Raw genomic sequence first — 13,906 nt, 5'->3', positions numbered from 1 at the left:
GACGGTGGAAACAGGAGATAGAAATTAGAAAATAGATTCGTCACAACGTCCGAAGTCGATCCGCGCGCGATGGATGGGATTTCGCTGCCGTCGCCACGAACAACAAAAAGATCAGCGGCCCGCCGAAACACCTCGGCGGGCCGCTTTTCGTTGACGGCAACACAATGGGCGCTACCACCCCTTACGGCAACGTTCCCCGTAAACGGCCTCTCGCGACTTCCTGTTTCCTGCTTTCTTATTTCCTGTTTCCTTTCTCGCTAGCAGCCGCAACAGCCTCCGTCGTCGTCGTCGTCATCATCGTCATCGTCATCATCGGCCGCCTGGTCATCATCCGAGGCGTCATCATCGTCGGTCGCGTCGTCGTCCCCGGTGTCGTCATCGTCCGCGTCGTCGTCATCCAGGGGCGCCCCTTCGGTCAGGCCGGAGACGACAAGCGAAAATCGCTGCGGGCCATCGGGGACCGTCGTGCCGGTGACGTAGAGTTTCAGCGCTGTGCCGGCCTCCAGGTTCGCGATCTCCACCTGTTCCACGGGGTCGCGGTGGTTCGCGCCGCGCGTCGCGTCGGCGTTCGGATCCGCCGGATCGAGAATCCACGGAAGGTGCGTCTTCGAGTCGCCCTCGCGGATCGCCAGGTCCAGATCGTTGACGAGCGTCACGGCCGCGAAGGTCGTCGCCGGTGGATCGGTCCACACCAGCGTCGCCTTCGCCGGACCGCCGTCGGCGACAAGGTCGATCGTGTACGTGCCGCTCTGGTCAAGTTCGTCCTCGACGATGATGGCCTGCGTCATGAGGTCGAGCGTCGGGGGGATGTCCAGAGCGCCGTAACCCGCTCGAAAGGTTGGGCCGTCGCCGTCGGTCAGCGTTTTCGCGCCGTGGATGACAAGCGCCTTGGTGGTGGAAGCCCACGGATCCTCGCCGCCGACCTCGCGGCGCCAATATTCCTGAACGAGCGCGACGCCGCCCGCGACGACCGGGCCGGCCTGGCTCGTGCCGCAATATCCGACGTACTGATTGAACAGGAAGCAGGCGTTGATGCCGGAGAAATCCTTGTCGCAACCCGGCGCGGACACGTCCGGACGCAAGCGGCCATCGTCCGTCGGGCCCCAGCTCGAGAACGAAGTCATGTCCAGGTCTTCCTTGTCGAGCGCGCCGACCGCGATGGAGTTTTTCGCCGTGGCGGGCGGAGCGACGGTGTTGAAGTTCGTGCCGCAGGCGCCGTAGCCGCGCTCGTTGCCCACCGACCAAACAATCGAGATGCGCCCGTGTTCCTCGCGCACGAGCGTGTCGATCAGCCGCGCGGTGGCCTCGTAATCGCCTTCCATGTCGCAAAAGCGGTTGCCCAGACGCGCGAGGTTGGCGCCGATGGAATTGTTCGACACCGTCGCGCCGTGCTCCTGGATGGCGTTCTTGTACGCGATGTTCATGTTGCCCGGCGAGTTGTACAGCGGTGGAATCGACAGCGGGAGCACGAACGACGAGACGATGAACGCCTCGGGCGCGATGCCTTCGTAGAGCCCGTCGGAGCGGAATCCGTTGCCGCCGACGATGCACGATACGTTGTGCGCGTGGCCGGTGATGTCCGGGAAGGGGATACCGTTGACCACCTGGCGGTCCATCAGGTCGTCGTGCGGAAACGGCAGGATCGTGCCGCCGTCGAGTACGAACACGCTCACGCCGTCACCCGTTACCGAATAGGGCGCCGCGTTGGCCACGTCGCCGCCGACCATCGGCTTGGCGACATCCAGATTCGGGCCAAGGGGCGGAAGCCCCTCGGCGACAAACAGAATTTCGTCCGCAAGAGCGAGCGTATTCGCCGCGGAAGGCAACCCGCGCGCCATGAAGGTCCGCGTGACGGCGACCGACTCCAGCACCTCAAGCCCTGCGCCTTCGATCACCGCACGGCCGGCATCCTCGGAAACGTCCAGGTGCGTCTCGATGGCGAACACGCGCTTGCCGTCGTCGTGCCCATTTTCCACCTCGCGCACGACGCCTTTGGCGAGAAGAGCGTGGATCTTGTCGACTGTCTCGAGCGCGCCCGCATGGCGGATGTTTTTCTCGGAGGCGATCGAAAGGCGCGCGCCGTCAGCGATAAACGCCGTGAAGGCGCGCGGGCCGACGGGCGAGAGCAGGCGCACGCCGTCCGCATGAAGCCGCGCGCGTTCCTCGGCGTTCGGCGCGTCGTGGAGTTGTACAAGCGCGTGGCGCCCGGCGAGTTTGGCGATCGTGCCCGGCACGTCGGTGAGCGGCGCGGGGGTCAGCGTGCGGTTGCGAAGGCGTATCGCGTCATCGGCGACAGCCGCGCCGACGAGGACCGCAAACACGATCGCGAGCGCGAGAACGGTTCTTTTCATCATCTCCCTCCCGGTTCGGAAGCGTCGTAAAAAAGCGCGGCAGCATAACATCGCACGCGAAAAAAGAGAAAACTCCCGAGGAAAGAAAAAAAGGAAAGAGGTTCGCGCTCCGAAATGTTTCTGATGGGTCGCGCCGGCCTGTGCGGCGTCAGGACGCGTTCCTCTTTCCTCTTTTCTCTTTGCTCGCCTTCATTTTTTCCTTGAACGCGCCCCCCAAAGGGGTGTCCAATGGGGCGAAACGTGACGCCGCGGAAGCGGTCCCTGGGTCAACGAAGGAGATTTCCCATGAAAAGAAAGTTGGGTGTTCTGGCGGTGACGGCGCTCGCCTGCGCGTTGGCGCTCGCGATCGCGATCCCCGCGTCCGCGCAGCCGTTCGAAGGCAAGCGGCACGGACCGCCGCAGGTCAATGTTCTTTCCGATGTACGTTTTGCGATCAATCACCTTGAAGCGGCCAAGGAAGCCGGCGTGACGGACGAACAGGTCACGCGGCTGCAAGCGATTCTCGACGATCACCGCGCGAAAGCGCAGGCCGCTCGCCAGGCGGCAAAACAGGCGCAGAAAAACCTCGACGACGTGCGCGACGAACCGGAATTCGACGTGGACCGCTTCCTGAGGGTCGCCGAGGAACTGGCCAAGTCGAAGGAAGCGCTTCTCAAGCAACGCATCGAGACGGAGGTTAAGGTACGCGAGGTGCTGACCCGCGAGCAGATCGACAAACTGCAAGCGGCTCATCCGCGGGGCTTGGACAAGCGCATGCATCGTGGCGGCCCGCCGCGGATGGCGCCCGGAATGCCGGGCGGCGATCCGTACATCGAGGGATATTGAGAAGAAAGGCTGAAAGGCTGAAGGGCCGGTAAGCCGAAAGGCTGGAAGTTCGCGGCAAAAGCCCCCGTGTCACGGCGGGGGCTTTTGTTCTGGACGGCGATCGCCGCCAGGCGGCAATCGGCGGGTTGTCACCCTCAGGAGCCGAATGTCTTTGTCCCCTTCGTGAATTTGTGTTGATTGGCAGTTTCAGCCTTTCGAACCCAGCAACTGCTCCACCACGCTCGGATCGGCGAGCGTCGTCGTGTCGCCGAGGTTGCCGGTGTCGCCGGCGGCGATCTTCTTGAGAATGCGGCGCATGATCTTGCCCGAGCGCGTTTTGGGCAGCGCGTCCGTGAAGTGGATGACGTCCGGCACCGCGATCGCGCCGATCTCCTTGCGCACGTGCGTCGCGAGGATTTTTTTCAGGTCGTCGTTGCCTTCGACGCCCTTGTTCAGCGTCACGTAGGCATACACGCCCTGTCCCTTGATCTCGTGCGGATACCCCACGACCGCGGCCTCCGCGACCCACTCGTGCGAAACGAGAGCCGACTCCACCTCCGCCGTCCCCAGGCGATGCCCCGAAACGTTGAGGACGTCGTCGATGCGCCCCATGAGCCAGAAGTCGCCATCGGCGTCGCGGCGCGCGCCGTCGCCCGTGAAGTAGTTGCCCGGGTACTGTGAGAAATACGTCTGTTTGAATCGTTCGTGGTCGCCGTAAACCGTACGCATCTGGCCGGGCCACGCCTGGCGGATGACGAGGAATCCGCCCTCGTTGACCGCCGCCTCCGAGCCGTCGTCACGGATGACCGCGGGCTCCACGCCGAAAAACGGGATCTGCGCGCTACCGGGCTTGATATTGCAGATGCCCGGCAGCGGCGTGATGAGGATGCCGCCGGTCTCCGTCTGCCACCACGTATCGACGATGGGGCAGCGCCCGCCCCCCACCGTTTCGTAGTACCACATCCACGCTTCGGGATTGATCGGCTCGCCCACCGTGCCGAGCAGTTGCAGGCTCGACAGGTCGTGCTTTTTCACCCAGTCCGCGCCTTGGGCTGCGATGGCGCGGATCGCCGTCGGCGCGGTGTAGAAAATATTGACCTTGTACTTCGCGCAAATCTCCCAAAAGCGGTCGGGCGCGGGGTAGGTGGGAATGCCCTCGAACATCACGCTCGTCGCGCCGGCCGCGAGCGGGCCGTACACGATATAGCTGTGGCCGGTCACCCACCCGATGTCCGCGGTGCACCAGAAAACATCGCCGTCGTGGTAGTCGAAGACGTATTTGAACGTCGTCGCCGTAAAGATCATGTACCCGCCGATGGTGTGCAGCGCGCCCTTGGGTTTTCCCGTCGAACCCGACGTGTAAAGGACGAACAGCGGATCTTCCGCGTCCATGATTTCGGGAGCGCATTCGGATGGGGCTTTCGGCACGAGATCGTGCCACCAGCGGTCGCGGCCGCCGGTCCAGTCGACCGCGTCGCCCGTGCGACGTACAACGAGGCACGTTCTGACCTCGTGCCCCGCGCGGGCACACAGGCGAATCGCCTCGTCGGCTTCCTTTTTCAGAAGCACCGGCTTGGAGCCGCGCATGACCGCGTCCGCGGTGATGACGAACGTACAGTTGGCGTCAAGGATGCGGTCCTTGAGCGACTCGGCCGAAAAGCCGGCGAACACGACGCTGTGAATCGCGCCGATACGCGCGCAAGCGAGCACGGCGACGACAAGCTCGGGGATCATGGGGAGATAGATCGAGACGCGATCGCCCTTTTTCACGCCCAGCTCACGCAGCACGTTCGCGGTGCGGCAGACATCCTCGTACAGCTCGCGGTAGGTGATGCGCCGATCCTCGCCGGGCTCGTTGCCCTCCCAGAAGTACGCGACATGGTCGCCGCGTGCGTCGAGGTGGCGGTCCAGGCAATTGACGGTGATGTTCGTCCGGCCGCCGTCAAACCATCGGATTTCGGGTTTGTGAAAATCGCCGAAAGACACGCGATTCCATTTCTTTTCCCACCAGAAGGTGTCCGCGATTTCGCCCCAGAACGCGTCCGGGTTCTCGATCGAACGCCGGTACATGGTCTCGTAGTCCTCGCGGGTCTTGATCCACGCCTTGTCGCGGAAACCCTCGGGCACGGGAAAGACACGGTTTTCGAGGCTGATGGAGTCGATCGTCTTGGAATTGGACATGGCTCCTCCAAACGCGCGGCCGGCGCGATGCGATGGACGCGCGGACGCTGGCATACCTAGGGGCCCCATCGACAGGGGAGATCAATCACCGAACGTCCATTTACACCGGCCGGGCGCCCGATCGCAATCGAAAGCGCGCCGTTTTTTCAAGGTCGCGGTGGTCGTTGCACCCAAAGCTGACAAATCGCGGTTCGAGTCCGGCCGGAGCACCGCAGGACGCGCGTGACAGAAATCTGATGCCGCCGTCGTCGCCTTTTTGTAATTTTGACCGATCGTGGAAAATCGCGGGACATTGGACGCAAAGTTCAATATTTTCAAGGAAGTTGACGCTATATTTGGTTTCGGGCGTGGCACGCGCAAACGCGATTTTCGCAAGCTCGCTCGCCAATCATCAAAAATTTGCGGCGAGGCTCAGAAAATTGTTGACGTGCCCTGGGCAGTGTGGCATAGTTGTTTTTGCGAGAACGAAGGACACCCTCCTTCCTTCCTGGTTCAACTACCTGATTGCTACCCTCCCTCAGAGAGACGCCAGTCTCTCTCTTTTTTTGTCTTTTTTCCGATTTCGGCGTCCGATCCGCGCCCGCGCCCGCGCCCGTGCCCGATTTGAATAGTCTGGAAGTCCGGAAGTCTGGAAGGTCATCGCACGCAACGCACCGTGCGGAGCCACCGATGGCGGTAGCTTCACCGTGGTATTCCCCGCTATAATTTTTTCGCATCGTTGCGGGATGCCCGCCTGCCGGCACATGGCCTTGAACAAACGGGGGATATTGTGGTGCGGATTCAGTCGGTTTTTCGCGATCTGACGCCGTCGCGCATCCTGTTGCTGTACCTGTTCCTGGCCACCGCGCGCATCACCGTCAATCACGCCGTCATCCTCAATCTGGACTTGCCGCGCGGTGTGCGTTTCACGTTGCAGGCGCTCGAGGACATCGTTTTTGTCGCGCTGACCGGCGCGGTGCTTTTCGGCGTGCTCACCAAGCGCGACGAATTGATCCACGAATCCCACGAAGCGCTGCGAAAAAGCGAGGCGTTGTACGGGTCGCTGGTCGGCTCGATGGATGACTACATTTTTCTCGTCAATCACCGCCTCGAGTACGAAGGTGTCTGGGGCGGACCGGGCGATGACGACGCGTCGGTGCGGAACGTCGTCGGCAAGACCGTCGACGATGTTTTTTCGCGCGAACAGGCGCCCCGTCACCGCGCCGCGTACGAACGCGCGCTTTCGGGCAACGTCTCGCACTTCGATTGGCATCTCGACACCGGGGATCGACGCCGGTATTTCCATACGGTGGTCAGCCCCATCCGCGATCCCGACGGCGGCGTGCGGCGACTTGTCGGCGTGTCGCGCGACGTCACCCGTCAGCACGAGTTCGAAGACCGGCTACAGGATTATCAAAATCAGCTCCGATCCATGGTCGCGCAGCTCGAACTCGCCGAGGAGCGGGAGCGCAAGCGCATCGCCACCGAGATCCACGACCGCATCGCGCAGTCGCTCGCGCTCGTGAAGATCCGGCTATCCGCGCTCGTCCAGGCTTCGGCGGGACGCGAGGCGCAGGCGCCGCTCGAGGATCTGGTAGCGCAAGTCGGACAGGCGATCGTCGACACGCGCGCGCTCACATACGAACTGTCGCCGCCGGTGCTGCATGAATTGGGCTTTCGCGCGGCGGTCGCGTGGCTCGGAGAGCAGGCGCAGATCGCGCACGGGCTGCCCGTTCAGGTGGACGAAAGCTACGAGAGCATCCCGCTGTCCGACGATTCGCGCCTGGTGTTGTTCACGGGAGTTCGGGAGCTGTTGAATAACGTGGTTAAACATGCCGGCGCGACCGGCGCGCGCGTCACCGTCGCCGAGCGCGGCGCCCAGGTCGTCGTTGAGGTACGGGACAACGGCATAGGCTTTGACCCCGCGCTGACCCGAACGACTCGGAGGGAGGGCAGTTTCGGGCTTTTCAATCTGCGCGAGCGGGTTCGCCACCTGGGCGGGCGCCTGGAAATTGATAGCCGCATGGGGGAGGGCACGGTCGTGCGCCTGATTGTTCCGCGCGCATCCCCCGCGGCGGAAGGAGCCGCATGAACAATATCCGGATTCTGCTCGTTGACGATCACAAAATCGTGCGCGAAGGCTATCGCACACTGCTGGCCAACGAACGCGGCATGGAGGTCGTCGGCGAGGCGGATGACGGGCGCGCCGCGATCGCCGCCTGTCGCAAGCTGACCCCGGATGTCGTCGTCATGGATATCACCATGCCGAATTTGAACGGCGTGGAGGCGACGCGTCTGATCCTCGAGGAGATGCCGAAAGTCCGCGTCGTCATCCTGTCCATGCACGGAGACAAGCGCTTTGTCACAAGCGCGCTCAAGAGTGGCGCGACGGGATTCTTGATGAAGGACTGCGCGTTCGAGGAGCTTGCCGACGCGATCCGCACCGCTGCGCGCGGGCAGACCTACCTGTCGCCCAAGGTGACGGGCATCGTGGTCGATGACTACGTGCGCCGCGTGACGAATCCCGCGCCCGTCGAGGGCCCCCGTATTTCGCCGCGTGAACGCGAGGTGCTGCAGCTCGTCGCCGAGGGCAAGCCGACGCGCGAAATCGCCGAAGTCCTCCACCTTTCGGTGAAAACCGTCGAAACGCACCGGCAACAGATCATGCTAAAACTCGATCTGCACAGCGTCGCCGAGCTGACCAAATACGCCATCCGAGAAGGTATCACCACGCTCGAAAAATAATTGCGCCGATCCGCCCATTCCCGAACGACGAGGGCGGCGGGGCGCCTTCCCCGATCGAACGCTGAACCGCGCCGCGCGCTTTCCGGGTTTCCCCAAGCGCGAATCGGGCGATCCCCGATGGTTTCCTAACCCGCGCCGGGCGACTCTTCAGAGGTATCCGGACATGCGTCCGGATCCTGAACGAGGCGAAGGTGACGCGATTTCTCATAGCCGACGAAAGCCCCATCGCGCGGCGCGTGATATGGTCGATCCTTTCCGTTGATCCCGAAAACCAGCTCGTCGGCGAAGCCGACAGCGGCGACGCGGCCGTCGAGGCGACCACCAGGCTTTCGCCCGATTTCGCCATCGTCGAGATGTCGCTTTCGCCGACCAACGGCATCGACGTCACGCGCCGGATTCGCGCGGTCTCGCCCGGGACCCGGGTGATTGTCATGACGGTCTACCCCGAGCGGCTGTATGCCGAAGTCGCCACGCAAGCCGGCGCTTCGGCCTTTCTCGTGAAGGAATCGGCCTTCGTCGAGATCCATGACGCGATCGAGGCTATCCGTGACGGCCGCGTGTACATCACGCGGCGCGTGGGGCCGAGCCGAATCGGCTCAATGTCGGGCCGCGAAATTCCCGCTAAGGGTCCGTCCGGCCTAGGCAAAACCCCTGCCGCATAGTTCCGGTCTTCCCCGATATTCGCGTTTCCCATTCGGACGTATTCGTAGCGTAAACAAATGGCGTCGGGCCGCACCACGCCGGTTCGGGAAAACAAAGATGTCAACGAAAATAATAAAAAATCGGTTCGGAGATTGGCGTCACGCGCAGCTCCTTGCCGCAGGTGCGCTCATCCTGGCGCTCCTTCTCCCCGCGGCGGCCGATGCCGCCCCGGCGCGCGCGGCCCGAGCCGCCGTGGCCGCGTCCATCGAGGGCGAAGGGTTCCCCAAAGCCGGCTGGGACGCGCCGTACGGCGTGCGACACCTGACTCTCGCGAAATGGACCAACGTCACCGAGCTCGAAGATTTCGGCGGCGACTGGGAGTGCGCGACGCCGGGTAGCTGCGTCGGCGACTATTTCGAGTTCATGGAAAGCGCGGTTCCGTTCTCGAAGCCGATCAGCCAGGCCCGCCTCGACTGGCTCCTTGACGAGAAAAACCTCATTCCCCTTATCGAACCGGGACCGTTTACGCAGCCCGAACTCCGAAAACGCGTCATCGACGACGGCCTCAACATGCGATTTCTTCTGGATGGCCTGGAAACGCGGGCGTTGACGGTGACGCGAACGGCTTACTTCGATCACGGAACGTACACCGAGTCGACGCTGCTTTTTGAAGACCCCTGGGTCGGGCAGTTCCGTGTGGTCTTGATGCGCCCGAAGACCAATAAGAAGGTTCCGGCGATCATGGCCGTGCACGGGCACGGGCAGGACGCCTGGGGCTGGATCGGCGAGAACGACGGCAAGGCATTCGTCGACGAGGGCTACGCTTTGGCCGTGCTGGATTTTCGCGCGATCCAGGGCGACAGCTTTGAAGTCATGGTGTCCGAAAACATGCTTCTGGATGGCTTCGCGTTCTACACGCTGCGCACCTACGAAACGCTGCTGCTTTTCAAGTATTTGCGCTACCGCGACGACATCATCGACGAAAAATCGATCGGCCTGATCGGCCACTCCAGCGGCAGCATGGCAAGCAATCTGACGGTCCGGATCGAACCGCGCATCGCCGCGTACGTCAGCGACAACGAAGGCACCTATCTGAGCGAAGCGGACATGATCCTCGACGACACGGCGCCGGGGCTTTACGTGCTGCATCCGCACATCAACGATCCATCGACAACGTCCGTACCGACGCTTGAGGTCCCCTACGGTTACGAAGGCGCGCGCGGCGCCATATCCGCGTTCTTCGATCAGCACCTGTAACAAAACATTCACGGCCGCCGCCGGCGGCAACCGGGCGGATGACATGTTCTCGATAACGTGGACAGCCAGGCTTCGTATGCCCGCGATCGCCTTCGCGATGACGATCGGATGCGTCCTGTCGGGTTGCGACACGGCCGGAAATGCGGACACGGCCGTCGTACCCGGCGACAGCGGGGAACAAGCGGGCGGGACGGGCGCGTCGCTCGATCTCCCTGCTGACGAACGGCCTCATTTGCGCCGCGATGCATCCGGTGAAGAGCGCCCCGAACCGAACGATATTGTCGATATCGAGACCGTTGTCGGTGACGACTGGGACTGCACCGATCCCGGAACGTGCGTCGATGACTACCTGCGCTTTATCGATCGGGCCGCGGGGCATGCCGACCCCATCCCCGCGGACGAGCTCGCGTTCATGCTCGATATCAAAAACCACCCGTCGCCGCTCGACATCGGCACGCCCATTCTTCGCGAGGCATTGACCCTCAAGATGATCGAAGGGCTGCGCATCGGCTTTCTCGTCGACGGCTTTGCACAACGCCGGTTTTCCGCGTCGGTGATATCGCGTGAAGTGAAGGAAACCGTGATTGAGGAGCAGATTCTTTTCACCGACCTGTACGTCGGCCGATTCAAGGGCTTGCTCATTCGCCCCAAGGCGCCCGGCCGGTATCCGGCGATCGCCGCGATGCACGGTCACGGCGACAATCCCTGGGTCATGCGCGATCAGTATCACGCGCTTAAACTGGCCGAGCGCGGTTACGTCGTTCTTGTCCTCTGGCTGCGGGTCAACTATGCCGACGCCTTCGAGAACCTTGTCTCGATGGAGCTGTTGTCATCCGGGTTCACGTTCCCGGGCCTGCGCGTGTACGAGGGGATGCTCGCCGTGCGCTACCTGCGCGCGAGGCCGGACGTGCGCGCGGACAGCATCGGATTTTATGGCCACTCCGGCGGCGCCGTGACCGGCAACGCGCTGGCGTGGATCGACCCGCACCTGAAAGCGGTGGTGTCCGACTGCGACACGCTCTGGCTCCAGCCCCCCGGCGATTCGCCCGGGCCCATCGACGACACCGCGCCCGATCTTTATCGCTATTCGGCGATCATCAACGAGCGGAATGGATACCCGCCGATCCCCATGCGTGTGGAGCCGTACGGGTACACGGACGGATTCGCGGACGTCTTCGATTTCTTCGAACGGCACCTGAAATAGCCGCCCGTCGAGGCATTCGATCAATCGCAAGGCGGCGGCCGGGTTTTCCCGGCCGCCGCCTCGTGTCCAGCCTTCGTTATCGCGTTACCGCATGGATGACGCACACCGCGTCGAGATCAAACCCGTCCTTGTCGCCGGATAACGGCGCCAGATTCCCCTGATCCTCGATCAGCGTGCCGTCGTCGTCGTACGACTCCGTACCCGGCGCGCGGGCGATACTGCCCGTGTCGATGATCCGAACGTAACGCGCGCTCGCGAGCCCCGCGTCGGCCAGATCGAACGCGTCGCCTCCGGATACGGTGAGGTCGGCGGGATCGATCCAGTCGTCCGTTTCGCCGTCGCCATCGGGATCGAGATTCGCCGATACCGTCGTCACGCCCGCGAATCCCGAAAAACTCGCGGGATCGGCCTGCGGCGAAACGTCCGTGGGATCGTAGTCGTTCGGCATGCGCACGAAGTCGACGCCGTCGGCGCTCACCTCGACAAACGCCGTCTCGATGAAACGCAGTCCCGTATCACCGATGTTGAACGGATTTTCGAAAACGACAAAGTCAGGGCCGTCTCCGTCGGCGATATCGACCTTCATCTCGAGTACGATCCAGCCGCCGTGACCGAGCGAAAAGACGTCCCGCTCGTCGTTGTTGCCTTGTCCGGGGCCGAAACCCACCGGCGCACCGAGAACATTGCCCGGCAGGTAATCCTCGCCGAACCCGCCGGATACGCCGATCTCGTAGTCGATCACGTCCGCGGCGAAATATCGCGTCTCGGGCGGATCGGGTTTGTCGTCGTCATCGCCGTCCGCGTCGTCGTCGTCCCCGGCATCGTCATCGTCGTCGGTGTCGTCGTCGCCGGAATCGTCGTCATCTCCATTGGCGAAATCGTCATCATCCCCCGGGACATCGTCGTCGTCATCGTCATCGCCGTCGCCGCCACCCACGTCGCCGCAGGCCAGCGGCGCGAGGAAAAACGAGACCGCGAGAGCAATAAGGAACATCCCGGCCAGCCCGGAATGACGAACCGCGACCGTAAGGGAGCGGGTTTCGCGACGGCGAAAGGGGCGGCGTGCGCCGCCCTCGATCCTCAAATCTCGATCGTCGATCCTCGACCTCGAGGACGCCATCACCAATTCCAGAACGCGAAGCCCGACGGATTCGTCGCGGCAAGCGCCGTCCCCTCCGCGAACGTGGCCGCGTCGAAAACGGCGATCTGTTGGTTCGTCCAGTCCGCGACGTATACCGTGTTGCCGAACGGATTGTATGCGACCTCGGCGATCCAGAACGCGTCCGCGACGACGATGGGATCGCCCGTGTCCTTCGTGAGCGAATTGTCCGACGTGTCGAGCACGTAAACGTTCCCGGCGAACGAATCGCCAAGGAACGCGAGGCCGGCCGGCGTCATCGCGAGGCTGGTCAGCGCCGTGCCGGTCAGGTCCACCGTATCCACGACGGCATCGGTGGCCAGGTCGATCTCGTCCACAGCGCCGAATTCCGAGAAATAGTCGCCCGTACAAGCCACGTACAACGACGTGCCGTCGGGATTTGCGGCCAGCGCGCCGGGGTTCACCTGCGAGAGATTGACGTACGACACGGAGTCGTCCGACAGATCCACGATCGCTATGCGTCCGGGATCGGCGTAGGTGAAATTGATACTGTCGAATCCGGTGCATGCCACGAAGACGCGCCCGTCGTGCACGAGAACGTCGCCGGGGGCGCAATCGTTCGCGAGGGCCCAGTCGTCGATCGTCCCGGTCACGAGGTCAATTGCGAAGAGCTCGTTGGTGAGGCTGCTCGGCACGTAGGCGGTGTCGCCGGAAACGGCAATGAAGTTCGGATTGTCCGCGTCGGGAAGGTCGATGGCGCCGACCGCTCCCGTGAACAGATCGATCGCGACAACGCCCTCGTCGCCCGTCTGGCCGGGGCCGAAATCGCCGCCCTCGACAATGAGCGCGTTGCCTTCCCACAACGCAAGCCCGAGCGGCACCGCCGCGACCGCCGCCTTCGCGGCGAGATAGTCCATGTCCACGGTGTCCGTGCCGCGGTCGTAAGCGGCCAGCGTCGCCGCGACGCCGTCGTAGAAAAACACATCCGGCCCGACCAGCACGTCCGCCTCGCCCGTCATGTCGCCAAGGCTCGCGGACAGCGCGGCCTGGCCGTTGGCCACGCCGGTGACGTTGCCTTCGTCATCGACCGTGAACGTGTCCGTGTCGTCCGACGCCCACACGAAGTCCTCCGCGTCGCTCGTCGAATCGTCAGAGTAGTGCGCGATGGCGGTAAAGCCCTTCGTCACGCCTTCGGGAACCGCGCCGGATGCCGGGACGATCTCGATGGATTCGAGCGTCACCTCGGTGTCGTCATCCGCGTCGTCATCAACCGCGTCATCGTCGTCCGCGTCGTCGTCGTCCGCGTCATCGTCGTCCGCGACATCGTCGTCGTCCGCGTCATCGTCGTCCGCGACATCGTCGTCGGCGGTGTCGTCATCGTCCGCGTCGTCGTCGTCATCCAGGACCGGCAGTCCGCCGGTGTCCTGATCGTCGCCGCCGCCGCCGTCGTCGGAACACGAACAACCGGCGGTTGCAAGACCGAATGCCAGGATCAAACAGAACAGGAGCGCAGCAGGGGTCCGCTTCGCGGACCAGGTCATCATCGGCGTCATGGGTATCCTCCTTTGCCGATTCCTGGTCCCGCGGTGAAAGAAGGGGATGCAAGGGGCGGCGCCCAAAACAAAACCCCTCCCGATCAGATCG

Annotated in this window: 10 protein-coding genes; 6 read left to right on the top strand and 4 right to left on the bottom strand. The window is 63.3% G+C overall.

All coding sequences use genetic code 11. The annotated features are described in order from the left end of the window. Positions 1–257: 257 nt before the first annotated feature. The gene (locus K8I61_14820; GenBank protein MBZ0273309.1) at positions 258–2,354 is read right to left on the bottom strand and encodes a S8 family serine peptidase; all 2,097 of its coding nucleotides are present in this window, start codon (positions 2,352–2,354) and stop codon (positions 258–260) included. Between the two features lie 282 nt (positions 2,355–2,636). On the opposite strand from K8I61_14820, the gene K8I61_14815 reads away from it, so the two are divergent. Beyond that, a complete protein-coding gene (locus K8I61_14815; GenBank protein MBZ0273308.1) occupies positions 2,637–3,176 on the top strand; it encodes a periplasmic heavy metal sensor in 540 nt (179 codons plus the stop codon). Positions 3,177–3,362: 186 nt separating this feature from the next. Here the strand turns inward: K8I61_14815 and acs are convergent, their stop codons facing one another. After that, positions 3,363–5,336, bottom strand: a complete 1,974-nt coding sequence (gene acs, locus K8I61_14810) for an acetate--CoA ligase (protein ID MBZ0273307.1) — start codon at positions 5,334–5,336, stop codon at positions 3,363–3,365. A 772-nt stretch (positions 5,337–6,108) separates the two neighbouring features. On the opposite strand from acs, the gene K8I61_14805 reads away from it, so the two are divergent. From K8I61_14805 to K8I61_14785, 5 genes are all read left to right on the top strand, one after another. Continuing rightward, complete coding sequence (locus K8I61_14805) at positions 6,109–7,407, top strand: PAS domain-containing protein (GenBank protein ID MBZ0273306.1); 1,299 nt, start codon at positions 6,109–6,111, stop codon at positions 7,405–7,407. Further along, on the top strand, positions 7,404–8,060 hold the full coding sequence (locus tag K8I61_14800; GenBank protein ID MBZ0273305.1) for a response regulator transcription factor: 657 nt from the start codon (positions 7,404–7,406) through the stop codon (positions 8,058–8,060). The genes K8I61_14805 and K8I61_14800 overlap by 4 nt, the downstream gene beginning before the upstream one ends. A gap of 191 nt (positions 8,061–8,251) precedes the next feature. Then, on the top strand, positions 8,252–8,722 hold the full coding sequence (locus K8I61_14795; protein ID MBZ0273304.1) for a response regulator transcription factor: 471 nt from the start codon (positions 8,252–8,254) through the stop codon (positions 8,720–8,722). A 97-nt stretch (positions 8,723–8,819) separates the two neighbouring features. After that, the gene (locus K8I61_14790) at positions 8,820–9,959 is read left to right on the top strand and encodes a hypothetical protein (protein ID MBZ0273303.1); all 1,140 of its coding nucleotides are present in this window, start codon (positions 8,820–8,822) and stop codon (positions 9,957–9,959) included. A gap of 76 nt (positions 9,960–10,035) precedes the next feature. Then, positions 10,036–11,163: a hypothetical protein gene (locus K8I61_14785; protein ID MBZ0273302.1), complete on the top strand. Its 1,128-nt coding sequence runs from the start codon at positions 10,036–10,038 to the stop codon at positions 11,161–11,163. Between the two features lie 76 nt (positions 11,164–11,239). Here K8I61_14785 and K8I61_14780 read toward each other — a convergent pair whose 3' ends face one another. Together K8I61_14780 and K8I61_14775 are read right to left on the bottom strand one after the other, a co-directional pair. Continuing rightward, on the bottom strand, positions 11,240–12,157 hold the full coding sequence (locus K8I61_14780; protein ID MBZ0273301.1) for a hypothetical protein: 918 nt from the start codon (positions 12,155–12,157) through the stop codon (positions 11,240–11,242). A gap of 125 nt (positions 12,158–12,282) precedes the next feature. Continuing rightward, positions 12,283–13,815, bottom strand: a complete 1,533-nt coding sequence (locus K8I61_14775) for an Ig-like domain-containing protein (protein MBZ0273300.1) — start codon at positions 13,813–13,815, stop codon at positions 12,283–12,285. Positions 13,816–13,906: the final 91 nt, after the last annotated feature.

It is taken from the genome of bacterium (genome assembly GCA_019912885.1).
In the GTDB taxonomy this organism is placed as follows: Bacteria; Lernaellota; Lernaellaia; order JACKCT01; family JACKCT01; genus JAIOHV01.
This window is presented reverse-complemented; position numbering and strand designations above follow the sequence as displayed.

Excerpts from the sequence above, each read along its gene's own strand:
- K8I61_14775 (MBZ0273300.1), bottom strand. The coding sequence starts at position 13,815 with ATGACGCCGATGATGACCTGGTCCGCGAAGCGGACCCCTGCTGCGCTC.
- K8I61_14815 (MBZ0273308.1), top strand. The coding sequence starts at position 2,637 with ATGAAAAGAAAGTTGGGTGTTCTGGCGGTGACGGCGCTCGCCTGCGCG.
- K8I61_14800 (MBZ0273305.1), top strand. The coding sequence starts at position 7,404 with ATGAACAATATCCGGATTCTGCTCGTTGACGATCACAAAATCGTGCGC.
- K8I61_14780 (MBZ0273301.1), bottom strand. The coding sequence starts at position 12,157 with ATGTTCCTTATTGCTCTCGCGGTCTCGTTTTTCCTCGCGCCGCTGGCC.
- acs (MBZ0273307.1), bottom strand. The coding sequence starts at position 5,336 with ATGTCCAATTCCAAGACGATCGACTCCATCAGCCTCGAAAACCGTGTC.
- K8I61_14790 (MBZ0273303.1), top strand. The coding sequence starts at position 8,820 with ATGTCAACGAAAATAATAAAAAATCGGTTCGGAGATTGGCGTCACGCG.
- K8I61_14785 (MBZ0273302.1), top strand. The coding sequence starts at position 10,036 with ATGCCCGCGATCGCCTTCGCGATGACGATCGGATGCGTCCTGTCGGGT.
- K8I61_14820 (MBZ0273309.1), bottom strand. The coding sequence starts at position 2,354 with ATGATGAAAAGAACCGTTCTCGCGCTCGCGATCGTGTTTGCGGTCCTC.